The following is a 22,632-nucleotide window of genomic DNA, read 5'->3' on the forward strand; positions in this document are numbered from 1 at the left end:
GCGGGGCGGCGCAGTTGGATCGAGGACGTGCTCGACATCATCTACCTCGCGCTGACCCTGGCGCTGTTCGCCCTCGTGTCCCTCATCGCCAAGGCGGTGGACCGCGCATGATCGTCTTCGAGATCCTCGCCGCGGTCCTCGCCGTCGCCGCGGTCGCCTACCTGGTTGTGGCGCTCGTCGCCCCGGAGCGCTTCTGATGGACGCGACGGTCCTGTACGGCGTCCTCCAGATCACGGCCGTCGCGGTCGTGCTCGTGCTCCTCTACCGCCCCCTCGGCGACTACATCGCGCACGTCTACACCTCCGGACGCGACCTGCGCATCGAGCGCGGGCTCTACCGGGTGATCGGCGTCGACCCCCGCTCCGAGCAGACCTGGCGCGCCTACGCCCGCAGCGTCCTGCTCTTCTCCCTCGTCGGACTCCTGCTCGTCTACGGGCTGCAGCGGCTCCAGGCCTTCCTCCCCGCGTCGCTCGGCCTGCCCGCCGTGCCGGAGGGACTCGCGTTCAACACCGCCGCGTCCTTCGTCGCGAACACCAACTGGCAGTCGTACTCGCCCGAGCAGACCCTGGGCTACACGGTGCAGCTCGCGGGCCTCACGGTGCAGAACTTCGTCTCCGCCGCCGTCGGCCTCACCATCGCCATCGCCCTGATCCGCGGTCTCGCGCGCCGTGGCTCCGCGACGATCGGCAACTTCTGGGTCGACCTCACCCGCGGTCTGGGGCGGCTGCTGCTCCCGCTCGCCCTGATCGGCGCGGTGGCCCTGCTCGCGGGCGGCGTGATCCAGAACGTGAACGGCTTCACCGACGTCGCCACGGTCTCCGGCGGCACGCAGACGATCCCCGGCGGTCCGGTCGCGTCGCAGGAGGCCATCAAGCTGCTCGGCACCAACGGCGGCGGCTTCTTCAACGCCAACTCCGCCCACCCCTTCGAGAACCCGACCGGGTGGACCAACCTCCTCGAGGTGCTGCTGATCCTCGTGATCCCGTTCGCGCTCCCCCGCACGTTCGGCCGACTGGTCGGCGACCACCGGCAGGGGTACGCGATCGTCGCGGTCATGGGCACCCTGTTCCTCGCCTCGCTCGCCGCACTCTCGGCCCTGGAGCTGGCGGGACGCGGGGCCGCGCCCGAACTCGCCGGGGCCGCGATGGAGGGCAAGGAGCAGCGCTTCGGCATCCTCGACTCGACCCTCTTCGGCAGCGCGAGCACCCTCACCTCGACCGGGGCCGTGAACTCGATGCACGACTCGTACACCGCGCTCGGCGGCATGATGCCGCTGCTGAACATGATGCTCGGCGAGGTCGCCCCGGGCGGCGTCGGCTCCGGTCTGTACGGGATGCTCGTGCTGGCGATCGTCGCGGTCTTCGTCGGCGGGCTGCTCGTCGGCCGCACCCCGGAGTGGCTCGGGAAGCGCATCGGCCCGCGGGAGATGACCCTCGCGAGCCTCTACATCCTCGTGGTCCCCGTGCTCGTCCTCGGCGGCACGGCCCTGAGCTTCGCGATCCCCGGCATCCGCGAGGACGTGGAGTCCACGAGCATCCTCAACCCCGGTGTGCACGGCATGAGCGAGGTGCTCTACGCGTTCACCTCCGCCGCGAACAACAACGGCTCCGCGTTCGCCGGCCTCACCGCGAACACCCCGTGGTTCAACACCGCCCTGGGCGTCGCGATGCTGCTCGGGCGCTTCCTCCCGATCGTGCTCGTGCTGGCCCTCGCGGGATCGTTCGCCGCCCAGGAGTGCGTGCCGGCCACGACCGGCACGCTCCCCACCCACCGGCCGCAGTTCGTCGGCCTGCTCCTCACCGTGACCGTCGTCGTGACGGCCCTCACCTACTTCCCCGTGCTCGCACTGGGACCGCTCGCCGAAGGACTCTGACCATGACCCTCCTCACCACCCCTCCCGAACAGCAGGACGCCCCCGCCGTCCCGGCCCGTCCTCCGCGTTCCTTCGGCGGCGCCCAGCTCGCTCAGGCGCTCCCCGGCGCGCTCCGGAAGCTCAACCCCGCGACGCTCGTGCGCAACCCCGTGATGCTCCTCGTGTGGGTCGGCGCCGCGTTCACGACCGTCCTCGCGATTGCGGAGCCCTTCCTCGGCGGACCCGCCTCCTCCGGCGGCACCCCCGTCCCGGCCGCGTTCACCTGGGGCATCGCGATCTGGCTCTGGCTGACCGTGCTCTTCGCGAACGTCGCGGAGTCGGTCGCCGAGGGGCGGGGCAAGGCCCAGGCCGCGAGCCTGCGGAACACCCGCACCCAGACGATGGCGCGGCGGGTGGTGGGCCCTTCGACAAGCTCAGGGACCCAGGGGGGCGCGGAGTGGGTCGCTGAGCTTGTCGAAGCGCCGACGGAGACGGTGTCGTCGGCGGAGCTGCAGCGCGACGACCTCGTGATCGTCTCCGCGGGCGAGCTGATCCCGGGCGACGGCGACATCGTCGCGGGCATCGCCACCGTGGACGAGTCGGCCATCACCGGCGAGAGCGCCCCCGTGGTCCGCGAGTCCGGCGGCGACCGCAGTGCCGTCACCGGCGGCACGCGGGTGCTGTCCGACCGGATCGTCGTCCGCATCACGTCGAAGCCCGGCGAGACGTTCGTCGACCGCATGATCGCCCTCGTCGAAGGGGCGAGCCGGCAGCGCACCCCGAACGAGATCGCCCTGAACATCCTCCTCGCGAGCCTGTCGATCGTGTTCGTCGTGGTGGTCCTCGCGCTGAACCCGATCGCGTCGTACGCGGCGTCGCCGGTGAGCATCCCGGTCCTCATCGCCCTGCTCGTCTGCCTCATCCCGACCACGATCGGCGCGCTCCTCTCCGCCATCGGGATCGCGGGCATGGACCGGCTCGTGCAGCGCAACGTGCTGGCGATGTCGGGGCGGGCGGTGGAGGCCGCGGGCGACGTCACCACGCTGCTCCTCGACAAGACCGGCACCATCACCCACGGCAACCGCCGCGCCCACGCCGTGCTGCCGCTCACCGGGGTGGACGCCGCGGAGCTGCTGCGCACCGCCGCCCTGTCCTCCCTCGCCGATCCGACGCCGGAGGGCGCGTCGATCGTCGAACTCGCCGCCGCCCGCGGGATCCGGGTCGAGGCCCCGGCGGACGCCGTCGTCGTCCCGTTCACGGCGCAGACGCGCATGAGCGGTCTCGACCTCGCCGACGGCACGCAGATCCGCAAGGGCGCCGCCTCGGCCGTGGCGGCCTGGCTGGGGCAGACCCCCGATGACGAGCTCACGACCCTCACCGACGACGTCGCCTCGGGTGGCGGCACGCCCCTCGTCGTCGCGGTGCAGGGCCCTTCGACAGGCTCAGGGACCCATCGGATCCTCGGGGTCGTGCACCTCAAGGACATCGTCAAGGACGGCCTCCGAGAGCGGTTCGACGAGCTGCGCAGCATGGGCATCCGCACGGTCATGATCACCGGAGACAACCCCCTCACCGCGAAGGCGATCGCGGCCGAGGCCGGCGTCGACGACTACCTCGCCGAGGCCACCCCGGAGGACAAGCTCGACCTCATCCGCCGCGAGCAGGAGGGCGGCCGCCTCGTCGCGATGACCGGGGACGGCACGAACGACGCCCCCGCACTCGCCCAGGCCGACGTCGGCGTCGCGATGAACACGGGCACCTCCGCGGCCAAGGAAGCGGGCAACATGGTCGACCTCGACTCCGACCCGACCAAGCTCATCGACATCGTCCGCATCGGGAAGCAGCTGCTCATCACCCGCGGCGCGCTGACGACGTTCTCGCTCGCGAACGACATCGCGAAGTACTTCGCCATCATCCCGGCGATGTTCATGGGCGTGTTCCCCGGACTCGCGGTGCTGAACATCATGCAGCTGCACTCGCCGGCCTCGGCGGTCACGAGCGCGATCATCTTCAACGCCATCGTGATCGTGTTCCTCATCCCGCTCGCGCTGCGCGGCGTGACCTACCGGCCGGCGAGCGCCTCGCAGATCCTGCAGCGGAACCTGCTGGTCTACGGCCTCGGCGGCGTCATCGCCCCATTCGTGGGCATCAAGCTCATCGACCTCCTCGTCAGCCTCCTCCCCGGCTTCTGACCGGGCTCGAAAGGAACGCCATGTCGTCCACCACCCGCACCACGGTGCGCACCGCCGGTGTCGCCGTCCGCGCGATGCTCGTCCTCACCCTCGTCCTCGGCGTCGGGTATACGCTGCTCGTCACCGGCATCGGCCAGCTCCTCCTCCCCGCGCAGGCGAACGGCTCGATGCTCCCCGGCGACCGGGGCAGCGCGCTCATCGGCCAGTCCTTCACGGATGCCGACGGCGAGGCCCTGCCCGAGTACTTCCAGTCCCGCCCCTCGGCGGCGGGCGACGGATACGACGGAGCAGCGTCGAGCGGCAGCAACCTCGGGCCGGAGAATCCCGACCTCGTCGCCGCCATCGCCGAACGGAAGGCCGAGATCGCCGCGAGGGAGGGGGTCGATCCGTCCGCGGTGCCCGCGGATGCCGTGACCGCGTCCGGCTCCGGTCTCGACCCGCACATCAGCGTCGCGTACGCCCTGCTGCAGGTGCCGCGGGTGGCGGCCGCCCGCGACCTGCCGGAGGACGAGGTCCGGGCGCTGGTGGAGTCTAGGATTCAAGGGCGGGACCTGGGGTTCCTCGGCGAGGAGCGCATCAACGCCGCGGAGCTGAATCTCGCACTCGACGACCGGGAGGGTGCATGAGCGCAGAGCGGCCGCCGCGCCCCGCGACGGACCGGAACCGCCGCGGACGACTGCGCGTCCTCCTCGGCGCCGCGCCGGGGGTCGGGAAGACCTTCGAGATGCTCGCCGAGGGCCGGAGGCTCCGCGACGAGGGCCGCGATGTGGTCATCGCGATCGTCGAGACCCATGGCCGTGCGGCCACGGCCGCCCTGACCTCCGGACTGCCCGAAGTGCCGCGCCGGGAAGACGCCCACCGCGGGGTCGTCCTCTCCGAGCTCGACCTCGACGCGGTGCTCGCCCTCGGCCCCGAGATCGCGCTCGTGGACGAGTTCGCGCACACGAACACCCCCGGCTCGCGCAACCCCAAGCGCTGGCAGGACGTCGAGGAGCTGCTGGACGCGGGGATCGACGTCGTCACCACCGTGAACGTGCAGCACATCGAGTCGCTGAACGCGGTCGTGGAGAAGATCACCGGCATCGCCCAGCGCGAGACCATCCCGGACGCGGTCGTCCGCGCCGCCGACGAGATCGAGGTCGTCGACTTGGCGCCGCAGACGCTCCGCGACCGCCTCGCCGCGGGCCTCGTCTACCCCGCGGAGCGCATCGATGCCGCGCTCTCGCACTACTTCCGCCTCGGCAACCTCACCGCCCTGCGGGAGCTCGCCCTGCTGTGGCTCGCCGACGAGGTCGACAGCGCGCTCCGCAGCTACCGCGCCGAACAGGGCATCGCCGGAGCGTGGCAGGCACGCGAACGCGTGGTCGTCGCCCTCACCGGCGGCCCGGAGGGCGAGACGCTGCTGCGCCGCGGGGCCCGCATCGCCGCCCGGTCCGCCGGCGGGGAGCTGCTCGCCGTGCACGTGACCGCCCAGGACGGGCTGCGCGACGAGACCCCCGGCGCCCTCGCCGCGCAGCGCTCCCTCGTCGAGTCGCTCGGCGGGACCTACCATCAGGTGGTCGGCGACGACATCCCCGCGACGCTCGTCGAGTTCGCCCAGGGCGCCGACGCGACGCAGCTCGTGATCGGGGTGAGCCGCCGCGGCCGCCTCGCCGCCGCGCTCACCGGACCGGGGATCGGCGCCGAGGTCATCCGCCGCTCGGGCGACATCGACGTGCACATCGTGACCCACGCCGCGGCGGGCAGCCGTCTCGCCCTCCCCCGCATCACCGGCGGCGCGCTCGGCTGGCGGCGTCAGGCGCTGGGCTTCGGCGTGGCCCTGGTGTTCGGTCCGCTGCTCTCCTGGCTGATGTTCACGGTCCGCAGCCCGGAGTCGATCACGGCCGAGGTGCTCGCCTACCAGCTGCTCGTCGTGGTCGTCGCCCTCATCGGCGGGATCCGCCCCGCCGTGTTCGCGGCCGTGCTCTCCGGCATCACCCTCGACTTCCTCTTCGTCGCCCCGCTGTTCACGATCACGATCGCGCACCCGCTGCACGTGCTCGCCCTCACCCTCTACGTCATCATCGCGATCCTCGTGAGCCTCATCGTCGACCAGGCCGCCCGCCGGGCCAGGACCGCGCAGCGGGCGACCGCCGAGGCGGAGCTCCTCGCGGCCGTCGCCGGGAACGTGCTCCGCGGCGACAACGCCGTGCTCGCCCTCGTCAGCCGCACCCGGGAGGCGTTCGGTCTGAGCGGCGTGCGGCTGCTCACCCCGTCCGGAGAGGTGCTGGCGAGCGACGGCGAGCCCGTGCCGGACGGCCGCGCCACGACCATCCCGGTCGGGGTCGCGTCCGGTGGGGGCCCGCGCGCCGTGCTGGAGCTCAACGGCGAGCCGATCGCCGGTCCGGAGCGCCGCCTGCTCGACGCGATCGTCGCCCAGCTCGCCGCCGCCATCGAGCACACCGACCTGCGAGCCACGGCACGGGAGGCGGAGGCTCTCGCCGAGACCGATCAGGTGCGCAGCGCCCTCCTCTCCGCCGTCAGTCACGATCTGCGGCGGCCGCTCGCCTCGGCCGTCGCGGCGATCGGCGGCCTCCGCGGCGCGCACGGCCTGTCCGCCGAAGACCGCGCGGAGCTGCTGGAGACCGCGGACGAGAGTCTCGCGACCCTCTCCACCCTCGTCACCGACCTCCTCGACGTGAGCCGGGTGGAGGCGGGGGTGCTCGCGGTCTCGGCGCAGCGGATCGACGCAGCCGGCCCCGTGCTCGCCGCGGTGGACGAGCTCGGCCTCGGCCCCGCCGACGTCGAGCTCGCGCTCGATCCCGACCTCCCGCCGCTGCACGCCGACCCGGTGCTGCTCCAGCGCGTGCTCGTGAACGTGCTCGCCAACGCCCACCGGCACGCGCCGGCGGGCAGCCGTGTGCTCGTGTCGAGCAGCCGGCTGGGCGATCGGGCGGAGATCCGGATCGTCGACCGCGGCGAGGGGATCGCCCCCGAGCGGCGCGATGCGATCTTCCAGCCGTTCCAGCGCTTCGGCGACACCGACAACACGACCGGGCTGGGGCTCGGGCTCGCCCTCTCCCGCGGATTCACCGAGGGCATGGGCGGTAGCCTGACACCGGAGGACACCCCCGGGGGCGGACTCACCATGGTCATCTCCCTGCCGCTCGCCGCAGGGACCGCCGACACGGAGGGCACGGAGTGAAGCTCCTCATCGCCGACGACGACCCCCAAATGGTGCGGGCGCTGCGGATCACCCTCGCGGCCCACGGGTACGAGGTCGTCGTGGCCGCCGATGGCGCCGCCGCGATCGCCGCCGCGGCGCAGACTCACCCCGACCTCATCATGCTCGACCTCGGCATGCCCCGGCTCGACGGCATCGAGGTGATCCAGGCCCTCCGCGGCTGGACGAGCGTGCCCATCATCGTCGTGTCGGGGCGGACGGGCTCGGCCGACAAGGTCGAGGCGCTGGACGCGGGGGCGGACGACTTCGTCACGAAGCCCTTCCAGGTGGATGAACTGCTGGCCCGGCTCCGGGCGCTCTCCCGCCGCGCGGTCGCCGCGAACGGGGAGTCCGTGGTCGCGTTCGGGGATGTCGTCGTCGACCTCGCGACGAAGACCGTGACCCGCGCCGGCACCCGTGTGCACCTCACGCCGACCGAGTGGCGGATGCTCGAGCACCTCGCACGGCACCCGGGCGCGCTGGTGACCCGGCAGGACCTCCTCAAGGAGATCTGGGGCAGCGCGCAGGTGTCCGACTCCGGCTACCTCCGGCTGTACATGTCGCAGCTCCGCAAGAAGCTGGAGCAGGAGCCCTCGGCGCCCATCCACCTCCTCACCGAGTCGGGGATGGGCTACCGACTGGTGCTCTAGCGGCCGAGCGGCGCGCGGTCGTGCGTGCCGGCGCGGCGCCGCCGACGGAGGACGGCCACGACGCCGACGACGACGAGCAGGACGGCGACGATGATCGCGGTGACGGCGGTGGGCGTGCTCTCCGGCTCGCCCGTGAGACGCCCGATCGCGAGCCAGCTCAGCCCCCAGGCCGTCGCCAGCGCCGGGGCGAGGCGGCCGGTGAACCAGGCCGATGCGGCACCGATCACCAGCACGACGACGAGCACGGCGACGGCCCAGGCGTCGGGGGCATCCGCCCCGATCTCCGGGACGGTCTGCGTGAGCCAGGCGGCGGTGTTGGCGACCGTCGCGATCGTGACCCAGCCGAAGTGCAGGCCGTTCGCGCCGTCGGTGAGGAGGCGGTCGGCGAGGGAGCGGGCGGGGTACCGGCCGAGGAGCACGATGATGCGGGCGAGCGTCGCGAGCAGCAGCGCGATCACGAGCACGGTGAGCCACAGCGTCAGGTACCGCGCGGTCACCAGCCAGAGGCCGTTGAGGACCAGGGAGAGGGCGATCCAGCCGCCGACCGCCTGCTGACGCTCGTCCTGGCGTTGCGCGGGGAGGGCCTGCCACACGGTGTAGGCGAGGAGTCCGAGGTAGATGAGCGACCAGATCGAGAAGGCCGGTCCCGCGGGGGCGAGGTACGACCCCTGGGCCGAGAGCGCGCCGTTCTGCAGCTCGTCGACGGAGTCACCCCCGAACGCACCCGCGCCGATGGCCGCGGCGATCAGCATGAACACGGCGGCGGCGATCACGAGGCTCTGGCGGGCGATGCCCTTCGTCGAGGTCTCCATGCCCGCACCCTACGCGGGGCGGGAGCGGAAGGCAGTGGCCTTGACAGGGCCTCGCGGTTTCGCTAACCAAGTTAGCGAATGGGCATCAGGCCGGGGCGAGGGCGGCGTCGATCAGGACCTCGGCGGCGCGGCGTGCGTGCACGGCGGCCTCCGGGTCGGCGCCGATCGCCGCGGTGCTCTGCGCGCCCTCCGCGAGGAGCGAGAGCTGGGCGGCCAGACCCGCCGGGGCACCGGTGTCCGCGACGAGCTCCGCCATGTACTGCTGGAACGAGGCCTTGTGCGCGCGGACGATCGCGGCCACCTCGGGGCTCGTCCCCCCGAGCTCGCCGAACGCGTTGATGAAGGCGCAGCCCCGGAACCCGTCGCTGCAGAACCAGTCCTCCAGGTAGCCGTAGACCGCGAGGAGGCGGGCGCGCGGGTCGTCGCCGCTCTGCGCTACGGCCGCCGTGAGCCCCTGCTCCCACTCGGCGTGCTTCCGGGTGAGCACCGCGGCGACGATGTCGGTCTTCGCCGGGAACAGCGAGTACACGCGCCGCAGCGACACCCCGGCGGCAGCCCGCAGCTCGTCCATGCCGACCGCCGCGTAGCCCTTGCGGTAGTACAGCTCCTCCGCGGCGGAGAGGATGCGTTCGCGCGCCTCGTCTTCGGTCATGTCCAGAAGTCTACTTGACACGAGAACGAACGTTCTCTAGATTGATCACATCAGGCGAGAACGATCGTTCTCACCGACACCGAAAGGAACACATCATGGGTTACATCACCGTCGGCACCGAGAACACCACCCCGATCGAGCTCTACTACGAAGACCAGGGCAGCGGCCAGCCCGTCGTCCTGATCCACGGCTATCCGCTCAACGGCCACAGCTGGGAGCGCCAGACCCGCGAGCTCCTCGCCCAGGGGTACCGCGTCATCACCTACGACCGCCGCGGCTTCGGGCAGTCCTCCAAGGTCGGCTCCGGCTACGACTACGACACCTTCGCCGCCGACCTGAACACGGTGCTCGAGACCCTCGACCTCCGCGACGTCGTGCTCGTCGGGTTCTCGATGGGCACTGGCGAGCTCGCCCGCTACGTCGGCCGCTACGGTCACGAGCGCGTCGCGAAGCTCGCCTTCCTCGCGTCGCTCGAGCCCTTCCTCGTGCAGCGCGACGACAACCCGGAAGGCGTGCCGCAGGAGGTCTTCGACGGGATCGAGGCCGCCGCCAAGGGCGACCGCTACGCCTGGTTCACCCAGTTCTACACGGACTTCTACAACCTCGACGAGAACCTCGGCACGCGCATCAGCCAGCAGGTCGTCGACGCGAACTGGAACCTCTCCGTCACCAGCGCCCCGGTCGCCGCGTACGCCGTGGTCCCGACCTGGATCGAGGACTTCCGCGACGACGTGAAGGCCGTGGCCGCCGCCGGCAAGCCCACCCTCATCCTGCACGGCACGAAGGACAACATCCTGCCGATCGACGCGACCGCCCGCCGCTTCCGCCAGGCCGTCCCCGAGGCCGAGTACGTCGAGGTCGAGGGCGCCCCGCACGGCCTCCTCTGGACCCACGCCGACGAGGTCAACGCCGCGCTGACGCAGTTCCTGGCCCGGTAACCCCGTTCGAATCGCCCAAATGGCCCCATTTCCCCCGGGAATGGGGCCATTTGCGCGATTCGAAGCGGGTCAGCGGGAGCGCCAGAGCAGCCAGACGAAGTACGGGGCGCCGATCAGCGCGACCACGAGACCCGCCGGAAGCTGCGCGGGGGCGATCACCGTCCGGCCGATCGTGTCCGCGATGCCGACGAGCAGCCCGCCGAGGAGCACCGCCGTCGGGATCACCCGCGAGTGCCGTGCGCCCACCAGTGCCCGCGCGGCATGCGGCGCCACCAGCCCCACGAAGCCGATGACCCCGATCGCCGTCACGCTCAGCGCCGCCAGGACGGCCGCCACCAGCAGCAGCGTCAACCGGACCGGCTCCAGCCGGATGCCGACCAGTCGCGGCGTGTCCTCATCGAGCGACAGCACGTCGAGCTCCCGGCGACTCATCACCACGAACGGCACCGCGATCACGAGGACGATCGCCAGCGGGACGACCTGCTCCCACACACGCCCGTAGGTCGTGCCGGAGAGCCAGGTGTAGATCTTCGGGGTGTCCCACGGGTTCGACCGCAGCAGGAGGAAGGTCGTGAGGGAGACCGTGAAGTACGAGACCCCGATGCCGATCAGCAGGAACCGGTCCGCGTTCAGGCCTCCCCGCCACGACAGCAGGTAGACGAGGGCGAAGGCGAGCAGCGAGCCCGTGACGGCTCCCGCGATCATCCCGCCCGTCGACGACGTGATGCTCGTGATCACCAGCACCGCGCCGAGCCCGCCGCCGCCGGTGACGCCGAGGATGCCCGGGTCGGCGAGCGGGTTGCGGCTCACCCCCTGGATCACGGCGCCGGAGAGCGCGAGCGCGGCGCCGGCGACCACGGCGGCCACGATCCGCGGCGCCCTCTCGTCGAGGGCGAAGGCGATGGGAGCGGGAGCCTGCCCCTGCAGCCACAGCGCGATGTCGCCGGTGAGCAGCCAGGTGTGCCCGGCGAGCAGGCCGAGCAGCAGCACCCCGACCACGCCGAGGGCGACGAGGGCGAGGGTGATCCGGAAGCGCAGGCGGCTGCGGACGCCGAAGCGCACCCGCGGAGGCTCCCGCGTGGGTCCGGCGTCACGGAGCCGCCTGGCCATGAGCACGAGCACGATCGCACCGAGCAGCGTCGTCGCGACGCCGGTCGGGATGAGGATCGCGGCCTCCGCGCCGATGAGCGCACGCAGGAGGGAGTCGGACAGGATGACGACGAGGGCGCCGAGGAGCCCCGACGCGGGGATCAGCAGCACGTGGCGGTTCAGGCTCGGCACCACCCGCGTCAGCAGCCGCGCGAGCACCGGCGCACACAGCCCCACGAATCCCATCGGCCCGGCGAGCGTCACCGCGACCGCCGTGAGGGTGACCGCGAGGAGGATCCCGATGGTCCTCGTCGACCGGATCGGCACGCCGAGCGACGAGGCGGTGTCGTCCCCCAGGGTGAGGATGTCGAGGCGCCGCGCGAGCAGGAGCGCGAGCACCGTGACGACCACGACGACCGGCGCCGCCTGGAGGAACGCGGTGAGTCCGAGCTGCGACAGGCTCCCGCTCCCCCAGGCGAGCAGTCCCTTGGTCTCCTCGTCGAACAGGATGAGCAGCGTCGAGGTCGCGGCCTGGAAGGCGAGCGCCAGCGCGGTGCCGGCGAGGATGAGGCGGGTCGTGGACGACCCCGCCCCGCCGGCGAGCCCGAGCACGATGCCCGCGGCGACGATGCCGCCCGCGAACGCCACCGCCCCGGAGGCCCACACCGGCACGGCGATCCCGAATGCGGCGAGCGCCGTGACGGCGAGATAGGCCCCGGCGGTCACGCCCAGCGTGTCCGGCGACGCGAGGGCATTGCGGGCGAGGGACTGCAGCAGGATGCCGGCGACCCCGAGGGCCACGCCCACCGCGACACCGGCGGCGAGCCGCGGCACCCGCGAGCCCCAGAGGACGTCGGTGTCGGCGAACACCGCGCCGCTCGTGCCCTGGGTGAGGTGCCAGCAGGCGACCGCGACCAGCACGACGGCGAGAGCGACGAGCACACCGACGCCCGTCCACACCGCGGGCTTCCGACCCTCCTCCCCGACGGGGACGGCGGACGCCGGGGCGCCGGGCTCCGCGGTCGCCGTCGTGTCGTCGAGGCGGAGGGTCTCCGTCACTTCGAGAGCACCTCGAGGTAGCCGTCGATGATCTGCGCGGTCGAGCGCGGGCCGCCGAAGGTCCAGATGCCGGCCGGGAACGCGGTCAGGCGGTCCTCCGCCACCGCGGGGAGCGAGGTCCAGGCGGGGTTGTCCGCGAGGGCGTCGACGAAGCTCTCGGAGTCCGGGTCCGCGGTGCCGGTGTAGAACAGGTTCGCGTCGCCGACCGTCGTCATGCCCTCGACATCGGTCTGTCCGAGGCCGTACACGGGGTCGACCTCGCCGGTCCAAGCGTTCGTCAGCCCGAGCTCCTCGCCCACCTCGCCGACGAGCGAGCCCTGGCCGAACGGACGCAGCGCCACGTTGCCGCCGTCGACCCAGCCGTCGAAGAACACGAAGTCGGTCGTGGCGAGGTCGCGGTCGGCGAGCTCGGCCTTCGCGGTGTCGAGGTGCTCCTGGAACTCCTCGGTGACGACGTCGGCCCGCTCCTCGCGGCCGGTGACCTGCGCGATGAGGTCGAAGGTGTTCAGCATCTTGGCGATCGGGTCCTTCGCATCGGCGCCGATCGTCGCGAGCACGGGCACGTCGTAAGCCTCCAGCTGCGCGACGATGGGGTCGTCCGCGGCGTTGACCTCGACGATCACGAGGTCGGGATCGGTGCCGAACAGCGTCTCCAGATTCGGCTCCTGGCGGGTGCCCACGTCCACGACGCCCTCCGGCAGCTCCTCCGCGGTGACCCAGGTGCTGTACCCCTCGGCGTCGGCCACCGCGACCGGCGTCACGCACAGCGACAGCGCGTCCTCGATCTGCTGCCACTCGAGCACCGCGATGCGCTCGGCCGGCTTGTCGAGCTCGACCGTGCGGCCGAGATCGTCGGTGACGGAGACCGCCCCGGTCGAGGTGCTCGTGGTGTCGTCCGTGCAGCCCGCGCTCGTCGAGGTCGGGGCGTCGGACCCCTCGGCGGACGGCGTCTGCGTGGTGCCGCAGCCGGCGAGCGCGAGGGTGAGGGCGCCGCCGAGGGCGAGCACGGCGAGGGGGGTCTTCTTCATCGGTGGTTCCTTCAGGGTCGGGATCAGGAGGCGGAGGGGGCGCGGAGGCGACCGTGGTGGTGGCCGCGCGGACGCACCCGCACCAGGCCGGTCTCCTCGTCGAGGGCGGTGTCGATGCGCAGTCCGTACACGTGCGACAGGTTCTCGCCGGTGAGCACCTCGGCGGGAGCCCCCGCCGCGTGGACCCGGCCGCGGTGCATCAGCACGACGTCGTCGGCGACCGAGGCGGCGTGGTCGAGGTCGTGCAGCACGACGCCGAGCGCGGTGCCGTGGTCGTCGGCGAGCTCCCGCACCAGATCGAGGGTCTCCACCTGGTAGCGCAGGTCGAGGTGGTTGGTCGGCTCGTCGAGCAGCAGCACCCCGGTGTCCTGGGCGAGTGCGGTCGCCAGCCAGACGCGCTGCAGCTCGCCGCCGGAGAGCTGGTCGACCGGACGGGCGGCCATCGCGGACAGGCCGGTGAGGGCGAGGGCGCGCGCCACGGCGGCACGGTCGGCGTCGCTCACGCCGGAGAACCGCCCGCGGTGCGGATGGCGGCCGTAGGCGACCACGTCGGCGACCTCGATCCCGGACGGGTGCGGCCGGGACTGCGACAGCATCGCGACGGTCTTCGCGAACTCCTTGGCGGAGAGGGCGGCGGCCTCGCGCGACTCCGCGCCGCCGACGCGCACGGTCCCCGCCTCGATGCGGTGCAGCCGCGCGAGGGCGCGGAGGACGGTCGACTTGCCGCTGCCATTCGGTCCGATCAGTGCGGTCACCCGGCCCGGCGCGAGGCGCAGGGAGACGTCGTGCACGACCCGGGTGCGGCCGTAGCCGAGGACGAGGGACTCCCCCTCCAGGCTGTGGCGATCGATGGCGTCGGTCATCTCAGCCCCGCATCGCGACGCCGCGGCGCCAGTAGCCCATGAACGCGACCTGCGCGCGGTCGATCCCGAGATCCTTCACGAGGTGCCGACGCAGCGTCGTCACGACACCGCTCTCGCCCGCGATCCAGAAGTAGCGGCCGGCCGCGTCGTCGGGCGCGATCTCCTCCCCCAGGCTCGAGTACTCGGGGGTCTCCCAGAGCAGGTCCTCCCCCTCGATGTCGGTGACGCGGATCTCGTCGGCGGCGTCGTCGTCGCCCAGGTGCTCGAGCACCGCGGGGATGAGGCGCAGGCCGTGCGGCTCGCCGGCATCGCGCGGCAGCCAGTGCACGTCCACCCCGGCCGGCACGTCGATCGCGAGCACGTCGGCGGGCGACGGCACCTCGATGAACGCCGTGCCGCGGAGGTCGCGCGGGGCATCCTCCAGGATGCGGGCGATGGCGGGGGCCGCCGTCTCGTCCCCGACGAGGACCACCGAGGTCGCCGCCCCGGGAGCGTACTCCGCTCCGCCGTGCGCCACGACGCCCCGACGTGGGCCGACCAGCCACAGCTCCTGACCCACCGCGGCCGTGCTCGCCCACCGAGAGGCCGGACCCGTGAGCCCGGGCTCCAGGTGCAGCACGAAGTCGATGTCGACCTCGGTGCGGCCGTCGCCGTCGACCCGCAGCTCGCGCACGGAGTAGGTGCGCATCGAGCCGCGCTCCTCCTCCGGGACGGCCAGGTACGAACCCCACCAGTCGTGCGTCGACCGGTCGATCTCCGCGAGAACGCCGGACGCGGGCGGGAAGACGAGCTTGACCCGGCTGTCGTACACCTCCCCTGGCGTGCCCAGCTCGCTGAGCTCCTCGCCGCCGAGCGTCACCCGCACGAACGACGGGGAGACGCGGGAGACGGCGCGCACCTCGGCGCGGGTGAGGATGTAGGTCGGGCGCTCGGTCGTGGTGGATTCAGCGGACATGATGCCTTCCGATGGGGGTGACCATCGGCTTGCCGGAGACCGGGTCGATGGTGATCTGGTTGGGGAGGCCGAAGACCTCCTGCACGAGCTCGGCGGTGACGACGTCTTGCGGGGCGCCGATCGCGTGCACGCGGCCGTCCTTCATGGCGACCAGCTCGTCGGCGTAGCGCGCGGCGAGGTTGAGGTCGTGCAGCACCATGACGATCGTGGTGCCGCGGGCCACGCTGAGGTCGGTGAGCAGGTCGAGCACCTCGACCTGGTGGGCGACGTCGAGGAAGGTCGTCGGCTCGTCCAGCAGCAGGATGTCGGTCTCCTGCGCGAGGGCCATCGCGATCCAGACCCGCTGCCGCTGACCGCCGGAGAGCTCGTCCACGCTGCGGTCGGCGAGGTCGCTGATGCCGGTCGCGTCCAGGGCGTCGGCGACGACCTCGTAGTCGTGCGCACTCCACCGCGACAGGGCCCGCTGGTGGGGGTGACGCCCGCGACCGACGAGGTCGGCGACGGCGATGCCCTCGGGGGCCACGGGCGACTGGGGCAGGAGGCCAAGGATGCGCGCGACCTCCTTCGTGGGCCGGGCATGGATCGACTTCCCGTCGAGCACGACCTCTCCGTCCCCCGGGGACAGCAGCCGGGCGAGGGCACGCAGCAGCGTCGATTTGCCACAGCCGTTCGCGCCGACGATCGTGGTGATCTTCCCCGGCGCGATCTGCAGGTCGAGGCCCTCGACGACGGTGCGGTCGCCGTACGAGAGGGTGACCCCCTCGGCGGACAGGCGGTGGGCGGCGGTCACAGCGAGCCTCCGGTGCGGTTGGTGCGGATGAGCAGATAGATGAGGTACGGCGCGCCGACCACGCCGGTGACCACGCCGACCGGGTAGCGCGCGCCGAGCGCGAACTGGGCGATGAGGTCACCGCCGAGCACGAGCACCGCCCCGACGAGGCCGCTGGGCAGCAGCAGCGTGGCGCCGGGACCGGTGAGCCGCGCGGCGATGGGTCCGGCCATGAACGCGACGAACGCGATCGGCCCGGTGGCGGCGGTCGCGAAGGCGAGGAGGGCCACGGCGCCGAGGATGAAGACGAGGCGCGTGGCGGTGACCCGCACGCCGAGCCCCGCGGCGGAGTCGTCGCCGAGCTGGAGCGTGCCCAGCGCCCGCCCCTGCGAGAGCAGCAGCGGCACGAGGATCGCGGCGGCGATCGCCATCGGCAGCACCCGCTCCCAGGACGCGTTGTTGAGGCTGCCGGTGAGCCACTGCATCGCGGTCTGGATGTCCCAGTTCGCGGCCCGGGACAGCAGGTAGGAGATGACGCTCTGCAGCATCGCCGCGACGCCGATCCCGATGAGGATGAGGCGGGTGCCCGCGAAGCCGCCCTTGATGGCGAGGAGGTAGATCGCCAGCGCCGTCACGAGGGCGCCGACGAGCGCGAGGAGCGAGACGGCAGGGCCGTTGAGCGAGAGCACGACGATGCCGAACACCGCGGCGGCGCCGGCGCCGTTCGAGATGCCGATGATGTCCGGCGAGGCGAGCGGGTTGCGCAGCATGGTCTGGAAGGTGACGCCCGCCATGCCGAACGCGAGGCCCGTGAGGATCGCGAGGACGGCGCGCGGCAGGCGCAGGTCGCCGACGGTGAACGACGCACCGGGCACCGTCTCGCCGAGGATCACACGGATGACCTCGTCGAGCGGGTAGAACGTGTTGCCGACCATGAGCGCCACGACGAACAGCACGATCACGACGACCCCGAGGGCGAGCGTGACCACGGCATGACGGCGGTGGCGTGCCCGGCGGCCGGCGATGATGCGCGCGGTGCGGGCGGCGGCGGACTCGTCGCCGCGGACGAGGGTGTGCTCGGTCGTGCTCACAGCTCCCGCACCTTCTGTCGGCGGACGATCCAGATGAAGAACGGCGCCCCGATGATCGCGGTGATGATGCCGACCTGGATCTCCTCGGACGACGGCGAGATCACGCGGCCGACGATGTCGCTCGCGGTGAGCAGCGCGGCGCCGGCGAGGGCCGAGAAGGGCAGCAGCCAGCGGTGGTCGGTGCCCACGAGCATCCGGCACATGTGCGGGACGATGAGCCCGACGAACCCGATCGGCCCCGCGATGGCCGTCGCCGCGCCGGCGAGGATGACCGCGCCGAGGGCCGACAGCATCCGGGTGCGCAGCACGTGCTCGCCGAGGCCCTTGGCCATGTCGTCGCCGAGCGCGAGGGAGTTCATGCCCCGTGCGCACAGGAAGCAGATGAGGGCGCCGACCGCGAGGACGGGCGCGGTGATCGCGATCCGGGGCCACTCCGCCCCGCCGACGCCGCCGATCTGCCACGACTGGAACGTCTGCAGCAGGTCGACCCGCGGCAGCATGACCGCGCTGATGAGCGAGGCGAACGCGGCGGAGGTCGCCGCCCCCGCGAGGGCCAGCTTGAGCGGGGTGGCTCCGCCGCGACCGAGGGAGCCGACGGTGTACACGAAGACGGCGGCGGCCGCGGCGCCGACGATCGCGAAGGCCATCTGCCCGTAGGGGTTGCTGAGTCCGAAGAACGCGATGCCGAGGACGACCGCGAAGGAGGCGCCGTTCGAGACCCCCAGGATGCCGGGGTCGGCCACGGGGTTGCGCGTGACGGCCTGCATGGTCGCCCCGGCGAGGGCGAGGGCCGCCCCCACGAGGAGCGCGAGCACGGTGCGGGGGATGCGCTTGACGACCGCAGCCTGGGCGATCGTGTCGGTCTGGCCGGAGAGCGCCGCGAGGATGTCGTCGAGCGTGACCGCGCGCACCCCGAACGACACCGAGAGCACGACGAGCACGAGGATCACTCCGACCCCGGCGAGCAGCCAGAGGGTGCGCACCACCGTCGGACGCCGCAGGGTGGCGGCGTCCGACGCGAGGACGGGTGCTGAGATCACGACGACTCTCCGCTGGGGGGCGGACGCGGAGCTTACTTCGCGAGCGGCGCGGCGAGGATGGCCAGGTAGTCCTCGAGACCCCACGGGATCGACAGCGCCGACGGGTTCGCCGATGCGGCGATGGGCGTGGCGTCCGGGAGGATCGCGACGCGGCCCTCCGCGATGGCGGGGATCTTCGACAGCAGCGGGTCGGCCTGCAGCGTGGCCAGGGTGGAGTCGTCGCCGTAGGTCACCAGCACGTCCACGTCGTCGAACTTCTGCGCCTCCTCGGCGCTCACCTGCAGGTAGAACTGGTCGCTGTCCGCGTTCTCCTCGACGATCGCGGGGAGCGGCAGGCCGAGGTCGTGCAGGTACCCGGGGCGCGTGTCGGCCGCGGTGTAGTAGCCGATCTGGCTGAGGTCGCTCGGGTCGAAGTAGGCGAAGAGCACCTTCTTGCCCTCGAGTGCACTGTTGGCCGCGAGGGCGGCGTCGGCGTCGGCGTGCAGGTCCTCGATCAGGGCCTCGCCCTCGGCCTCGAGCCCCAGGGCCTTGGCGTTCATCTCGACCATGTCGTCGACGGAGGTGCCCCACGCGACGTCGGGGTAGGCGACGACCGGCGCGATCTTGGAAAGCGTGTCGTACTCCTCCTGCGTGAGGCCGGAATAGGCGGCGAGGATCACGTCGGGAGCGGTGTCGGCCACGGCCTCGTAGTCGATGCCGTCGGTCTCGTCGAAGAGCACCGGGGTCTCGCCGCCGAGCTCATCGAGCTTCTCCTCGACCCAGGGGAGGATGCCGTTGTCGTCGTCATCGCCCCAGGTGGCCTTGCTCATGCCGACCGGGACGATGCCGAGGGCCAGCGGCACCTCGTGGTTCGCCCACGCGATCGTCGCCACGCGCTCGGGCTTCTCGTCGATGGTCGTCTCGCCGTAGACGTGCTCGATGGTGACGGGGAACGCGTCGTCGGAGGCCGGGTTGCCCCCGGTGGTCGCGGTCGACTCCGGCGCGGAGGACGAGCAGGCGGACAGCGTCACGGCGAGCGCGGCGGCTGCGCCGAGGGCGAGGAGTCGAGAGGTGCGCACAGGCGTTCCCTTCGGGATGGGAGATGGGGTGTCGACGCGAGAGCGTCCGGCCTTTGGTAAGCCTCGCCTAATCTAACACGGAGGTTAGGGCGCCCTCACTCCCGTTTCGAATCGCTCACCTTGTCCCATCCGGCGCCCGGATGCCGCAAAGTGGGCGATTCGAAAGTGCCGGGGCAGCGAAAAGCCGGCCGGACCCGTACGGATCCGGCCGGCTTCAGGAAGTCAGCGCACGCTCAGAGAGCGCGGATGTTCGCCGCCTGCATGCCCTTGGGGCCACGCTCAGCGTCGAATTCGACCTTCTGGTTCTCGCGGAGCTCCTTGAAACCGGAGCCGGCGATAGCCGAGTAGTGGGCGAAGAGGTCTTCGGTGCCGTCATCGGGAGCGATGAAGCCGAAGCCCTTCTCTGCGTTGAACCATTTCACAGTGCCAGTGGCCATGTGTTTTCTACTTTCTGTTGACCGGCCGCTCACGCGGCCTGCATCATGCCGATGATCCGACATGCATGCTCGGTCACGCTACCACGGCGGACTGACGGGACTCCCCCTCTTCGGCCGTGCGATGGGCGAGCGCCGCCTCGGTGCGCGTGCTCACGCCGAGCTTCCGCAGCACCGCCGAGACGTGGACACTGACGGTCTTCACGCTGATGAACAGGCGCTCCCCGATCTGGCGGTTGCTCAGCCCCTCCGCGATGAGGGCGAGCACCTGCCGCTCCCTGGCCGTCAGCTGCTCCGCGTCGGCGGCCTCGCGGGGCCCGGTCGGACGCAGCCCTGCCGCCTCGCCGAACCCCGCCAGAGCCTTCTGCAGCGGCACGTGACCGAGCTCCTCCGCGGCGGTCGTCGCCGCGGCGAGCAGGGCTGCGGCCTCGGCGCGCTCTCCGTCGGCGACGTGCAGCCGGGCCCGCTCGAGCCGCAGCACCACACGGAAGGTGACCGGCACGTCGTCGCCGTCCGCGCACCGCAGCGCCTCGTCGACCGCGGCCGGACTCGGGTCGAGCAGGGCGTGCAGCACCGTCGACCACGCGTCGTCCTGCAGCTCCGGCGGCTGCGCCTCCCAGGCCGTCCGCACAGCCGCGACCGCCGCATCGACGTCGGCCCCGCCCGCACGCAGCGCCGTCACGAGGGCCCCCGCCTCCAGGAGCAGCCGCCGCTGATGCAGCAACGCCGGCCGGTCGTCCTCGAGCATCTCCCCGATCACGTCGAGCGCCCCGCGGAGGTCGCCCTGACTCTCGGCGACGGCGACCTGCATCGTGATCCGGTCGTACCAGATCTGCCGCTCCGAGACTCCGGTCTCCTCGAACGCCGGCAGCCACTCCTGCAGGGTCTCCGCAGCCTCCGCGGCCCGGCCCCGCCAGGCGAGCACCCGCACCCTGGTCATGCTCACGTACATCCGGAACACCCGCAGCGTGCCCTGCAGGAAGTCCCGGGCCAGCATGTCCTCGACCTGGTCGATCTCGCCGAGCTCGAGCAACGGCACGATCATGTTCTGCGCCATGATCGAACCCGAGGTGCGCTCGACACGGAGCTCACGAGCCCGGCGCAGACCCTCCTCGGCGACGGCGACGGCCTCCCGGTAGCGGCCCAGCAGCGTCAGCAGGTCGGAGTAGTTGACGCGGTAGCGCATCTCGGCCGTCGATCCGGCGGCGAGGTCGCGCGCGCGCTCGTACTCGCGCACACCCTCCGCGACCCGGCCGAGATGGGCCAGCGACCCGCCGCGGACGTTCGCGGCGATCGAGAGCTGATCCGTCGTGGATGCGCCCGCCGCGCGACGCTCGGCCTCGTCGGCGAGCCGGATCGCCTCCTCCCGATCGCCCGCGATCATGCGACGGCTCGCCAGCTGGTTCAGCAGCTCCGCGCGGAACGCCTCGTCGTCGACGCGCTCCGCGAGCGCGAGCGCCTCCTGGAGGAGCGGGATGGCCCCGAGGCGTCCGAGATTGACGAGATACAGCGCCTTGTTGCGGAGCAGGCGCGCGTGCAGCCGCGGGTCGACCGTCGCCGGGTCGACCTCGCTCAGCGCGACATTGGCGACCGCCAGCGCCCGCTCGCCGTCACCGGCGTTGCGGAGGACCGACCCGAGCACGTGGAGGAGGTCGAGACGTGCGAATCCCGTCGCCTGCTCCGCGTCCGGCACGAGTGGCCAGAGTTCGAGGACGAGCTCCCCGAACCGCGCCGCACTGGCGAAGGCGTACTGGGCCTTGGCCTGCCGCATGGCGTCGGCGGCGGACGCGATGGCGCGACGATCGTCCTGCGCGAGCTGCCAGTGGTGGGCCAGGGCCGCCGCGTCGCCGCCGCCGTCCTCGTCCAGCACCTCGGCGTAGGCGCGGTGCAGACGCGCGCGCTCTCCGGGCAGCAGATCGTCGTGCACGGCTTCGCGCAGCAGGGCGTGCCGGAACCGGTAGTCGTCTTCGCCGACGACGATGATGCCGCTGCGCACGGCCTCGCGGACGGCGTCGTCGACCCGATCCTCCGGAAGCTCGACGAGACGCAGCAGCAGCGGATCCGTGAGCGGCCGCTCGGCGCCGGACAGGACCTGCACCACGCGGCGCGCATCGTCTCCGAGGCGGTCGAACCGGGCGAGCAGGAGGTCGCGCAGGCTCTCCGGCAGGGGCCCCTGGGCGCACCCGGCGATCTCCTCCACGAAGAAGGGGACGCCCTCCGCCCTGACCTGCAGCCGCTCCAGCGCCGTCGCGGTCGGCGCGCGTCCCGTGATCTGCGCGACGAGCTCGCCGACGGCATGGTCGTCGAGACGCGGTACCGTCATCCGTTCGAGCAGTCGCGCCCGCGTGGCCTCGCCGATGAACCGGCTCACCGCGTCGCCTCGACGCACGTCGTCGGTGCGGCAGGTGATGAGCAGCAGCAGGCGGCCGCGGTCGAGCGTGCGCAGGAGGAAGGAGAGGATCGCGAGGGTCGAGTCGTCGGCCCAGTGCAGGTCTTCGACGACGATGACCTGCGGCGCCAGCTCCGTGGCGGCCTCGATGAGGGAGGCGATCGCGTCGCGCAGGCGTTCGGGACTGGTGCGGTCGCGGGCGGCGGGGGCGTCGACGAGCTCGGGCAGCAGCATGCCGAGCGCCTCGACGCCCACGCCGACCGCCTCACGCACGCGCTCGGCTCCCAGCCGCTCCACGAGCGAGCGGAGGATGCCCGCGAGGGGCCCGAACGGCGCACGCGAGGCGCCGAGGTCGAGGCACCAGCCGACGTGCACGTCTGCCGCGCTCGCGATCTCGGTGCCGAACTCCCGCACCAGCCGGGTCTTGCCGATCCCGGCCTCGCCCTCGACGAGCAGCGCGGCGGGCACGCCCTGGCGTACGCCGTCGAACAGGCGGCGCATCCCGGCGATCTCGGCGTCACGCCCGACCATCGCGGCGGAGGGGGCTGGGGCCATGGAC

General features: G+C 72.3%; 19 protein-coding genes. 7 read left to right on the forward strand and 12 right to left on the reverse strand.

The genetic code is table 11. The annotated features are described in order from the left end of the window. The first annotated feature begins 107 nt into the window (after positions 1-107). Genes AB0300_RS13965 through AB0300_RS13990 form a run of 6 tightly spaced genes read left to right on the forward strand, consistent with a single transcriptional unit; the run spans position 108 to position 7,896 of the window. A complete protein-coding gene (locus AB0300_RS13965; RefSeq protein WP_366216214.1) occupies positions 108-197 on the forward strand; it encodes a potassium-transporting ATPase subunit F in 90 nt (29 codons plus the stop codon). Beyond that, positions 197-1,873: a potassium-transporting ATPase subunit KdpA gene (gene kdpA / locus AB0300_RS13970; RefSeq protein ID WP_366216215.1), complete on the forward strand. Its 1,677-nt coding sequence runs from the start codon at positions 197-199 to the stop codon at positions 1,871-1,873. The genes AB0300_RS13965 and kdpA overlap by 1 nt, the downstream gene beginning before the upstream one ends. A 2-nt stretch (positions 1,874-1,875) precedes the next feature. Next, entirely contained in the window at positions 1,876-4,044 is a 2,169-nt protein-coding gene (gene kdpB / locus AB0300_RS13975) for a potassium-transporting ATPase subunit KdpB (protein WP_366216216.1), read from the forward strand. A 20-nt stretch (positions 4,045-4,064) separates the two neighbouring features. Then, positions 4,065-4,670 (forward strand): potassium-transporting ATPase subunit KdpC, encoded by a 606-nt coding sequence (kdpC, locus tag AB0300_RS13980; RefSeq protein WP_366216217.1) that lies wholly within the window; start codon positions 4,065-4,067, stop codon positions 4,668-4,670. After that, the gene (locus AB0300_RS13985; protein WP_025104015.1) at positions 4,667-7,228 is read left to right on the forward strand and encodes an ATP-binding protein; all 2,562 of its coding nucleotides are present in this window, start codon (positions 4,667-4,669) and stop codon (positions 7,226-7,228) included. Before kdpC ends, AB0300_RS13985 begins: the two co-directional genes overlap by 4 nt. Next, entirely contained in the window at positions 7,225-7,896 is a 672-nt protein-coding gene (locus AB0300_RS13990) for a response regulator (RefSeq protein WP_085604679.1), read from the forward strand. Before AB0300_RS13985 ends, AB0300_RS13990 begins: the two co-directional genes overlap by 4 nt. On the opposite strand, the gene AB0300_RS13995 is transcribed toward AB0300_RS13990, so the two are convergent. Next, entirely contained in the window at positions 7,893-8,708 is an 816-nt protein-coding gene (locus AB0300_RS13995) for a TspO/MBR family protein (RefSeq protein WP_025104017.1), read from the reverse strand. The genes AB0300_RS13990 and AB0300_RS13995 overlap by 4 nt on opposite strands. An 85-nt stretch (positions 8,709-8,793) precedes the next feature. Beyond that, the gene (locus AB0300_RS14000; RefSeq protein WP_025104018.1) at positions 8,794-9,360 is read right to left on the reverse strand and encodes a TetR/AcrR family transcriptional regulator; all 567 of its coding nucleotides are present in this window, start codon (positions 9,358-9,360) and stop codon (positions 8,794-8,796) included. A 95-nt stretch (positions 9,361-9,455) separates the two neighbouring features. On the opposite strand from AB0300_RS14000, the gene AB0300_RS14005 reads away from it, so the two are divergent. Further along, the gene (locus tag AB0300_RS14005; protein WP_025104019.1) at positions 9,456-10,298 is read left to right on the forward strand and encodes an alpha/beta hydrolase; all 843 of its coding nucleotides are present in this window, start codon (positions 9,456-9,458) and stop codon (positions 10,296-10,298) included. A 69-nt stretch (positions 10,299-10,367) separates the two neighbouring features. Here the strand turns inward: AB0300_RS14005 and AB0300_RS14010 are convergent, their stop codons facing one another. The 10 genes from AB0300_RS14010 to AB0300_RS14055 form a co-directional block, all read right to left on the reverse strand. Continuing rightward, positions 10,368-12,446 (reverse strand): iron ABC transporter permease, encoded by a 2,079-nt coding sequence (locus tag AB0300_RS14010; protein ID WP_366216218.1) that lies wholly within the window; start codon positions 12,444-12,446, stop codon positions 10,368-10,370. Continuing rightward, positions 12,443-13,474 carry an iron-siderophore ABC transporter substrate-binding protein gene (locus AB0300_RS14015; protein WP_366216219.1) on the reverse strand — a complete coding sequence of 344 codons (1,032 nt, stop codon included), beginning with the start codon at positions 13,472-13,474 and terminating at the stop codon, positions 12,443-12,445. Before AB0300_RS14015 ends, AB0300_RS14010 begins: the two co-directional genes overlap by 4 nt. Before the next feature lie 23 nt (positions 13,475-13,497). Then, positions 13,498-14,337: an ABC transporter ATP-binding protein gene (locus AB0300_RS14020; RefSeq protein WP_366216220.1), complete on the reverse strand. Its 840-nt coding sequence runs from the start codon at positions 14,335-14,337 to the stop codon at positions 13,498-13,500. 1 nt (position 14,338) lies between these two features. Further along, entirely contained in the window at positions 14,339-15,292 is a 954-nt protein-coding gene (locus tag AB0300_RS14025; protein ID WP_366216221.1) for a siderophore-interacting protein, read from the reverse strand. Next, positions 15,282-16,082 (reverse strand): ABC transporter ATP-binding protein, encoded by an 801-nt coding sequence (locus AB0300_RS14030; protein ID WP_025104024.1) that lies wholly within the window; start codon positions 16,080-16,082, stop codon positions 15,282-15,284. The genes AB0300_RS14025 and AB0300_RS14030 overlap by 11 nt, the downstream gene beginning before the upstream one ends. Further along, entirely contained in the window at positions 16,079-17,152 is a 1,074-nt protein-coding gene (locus AB0300_RS14035) for an iron chelate uptake ABC transporter family permease subunit (RefSeq protein ID WP_025104025.1), read from the reverse strand. The genes AB0300_RS14030 and AB0300_RS14035 overlap by 4 nt, the downstream gene beginning before the upstream one ends. Continuing rightward, positions 17,149-18,192, reverse strand: coding sequence for an iron ABC transporter permease (locus AB0300_RS14040; RefSeq protein ID WP_060922837.1), 1,044 nt, complete (start codon positions 18,190-18,192; stop codon positions 17,149-17,151). Before AB0300_RS14040 ends, AB0300_RS14035 begins: the two co-directional genes overlap by 4 nt. A gap of 32 nt (positions 18,193-18,224) precedes the next feature. Next, positions 18,225-19,250 (reverse strand): iron-siderophore ABC transporter substrate-binding protein, encoded by a 1,026-nt coding sequence (locus AB0300_RS14045; RefSeq protein ID WP_126894078.1) that lies wholly within the window; start codon positions 19,248-19,250, stop codon positions 18,225-18,227. A gap of 233 nt (positions 19,251-19,483) precedes the next feature. After that, positions 19,484-19,687 carry a cold-shock protein gene (locus tag AB0300_RS14050; protein ID WP_025104028.1) on the reverse strand — a complete coding sequence of 68 codons (204 nt, stop codon included), beginning with the start codon at positions 19,685-19,687 and terminating at the stop codon, positions 19,484-19,486. Between the two features lie 73 nt (positions 19,688-19,760). Beyond that, entirely contained in the window at positions 19,761-22,628 is a 2,868-nt protein-coding gene (locus tag AB0300_RS14055; protein ID WP_366216222.1) for an AAA family ATPase, read from the reverse strand. Positions 22,629-22,632 lie beyond the last annotated feature (4 nt).

It is taken from the genome of Microbacterium sp. NPDC078814 (genome assembly GCF_040702645.1).
GTDB lineage: Bacteria > Actinomycetota > Actinomycetes > Actinomycetales > Microbacteriaceae > Microbacterium.

What these genes read in the sequence shown, in the direction of transcription:
- AB0300_RS13965 (WP_366216214.1), top strand. Translation starts at nt 108, where the DNA reads ATGATCGTCTTCGAGATCCTCGCCGCGGTCCTCGCCGTCGCCGCGGTC.
- kdpA (WP_366216215.1), top strand. Translation starts at nt 197, where the DNA reads ATGGACGCGACGGTCCTGTACGGCGTCCTCCAGATCACGGCCGTCGCG.
- kdpB (WP_366216216.1), top strand. Translation starts at nt 1,876, where the DNA reads ATGACCCTCCTCACCACCCCTCCCGAACAGCAGGACGCCCCCGCCGTC.
- kdpC (WP_366216217.1), top strand. Translation starts at nt 4,065, where the DNA reads ATGTCGTCCACCACCCGCACCACGGTGCGCACCGCCGGTGTCGCCGTC.
- AB0300_RS13985 (WP_025104015.1), top strand. Translation starts at nt 4,667, where the DNA reads ATGAGCGCAGAGCGGCCGCCGCGCCCCGCGACGGACCGGAACCGCCGC.
- AB0300_RS13995 (WP_025104017.1), bottom strand. Translation starts at nt 8,708, where the DNA reads ATGGAGACCTCGACGAAGGGCATCGCCCGCCAGAGCCTCGTGATCGCC.
- AB0300_RS14000 (WP_025104018.1), bottom strand. Translation starts at nt 9,360, where the DNA reads ATGACCGAAGACGAGGCGCGCGAACGCATCCTCTCCGCCGCGGAGGAG.
- AB0300_RS14005 (WP_025104019.1), top strand. Translation starts at nt 9,456, where the DNA reads ATGGGTTACATCACCGTCGGCACCGAGAACACCACCCCGATCGAGCTC.
- AB0300_RS14015 (WP_366216219.1), bottom strand. Translation starts at nt 13,474, where the DNA reads ATGAAGAAGACCCCCCTCGCCGTGCTCGCCCTCGGCGGCGCCCTCACC.
- AB0300_RS14020 (WP_366216220.1), bottom strand. Translation starts at nt 14,337, where the DNA reads ATGACCGACGCCATCGATCGCCACAGCCTGGAGGGGGAGTCCCTCGTC.
- AB0300_RS14025 (WP_366216221.1), bottom strand. Translation starts at nt 15,292, where the DNA reads ATGTCCGCTGAATCCACCACGACCGAGCGCCCGACCTACATCCTCACC.
- AB0300_RS14050 (WP_025104028.1), bottom strand. Translation starts at nt 19,687, where the DNA reads ATGGCCACTGGCACTGTGAAATGGTTCAACGCAGAGAAGGGCTTCGGC.
- AB0300_RS14055 (WP_366216222.1), bottom strand. Translation starts at nt 22,628, where the DNA reads ATGGCCCCAGCCCCCTCCGCCGCGATGGTCGGGCGTGACGCCGAGATC.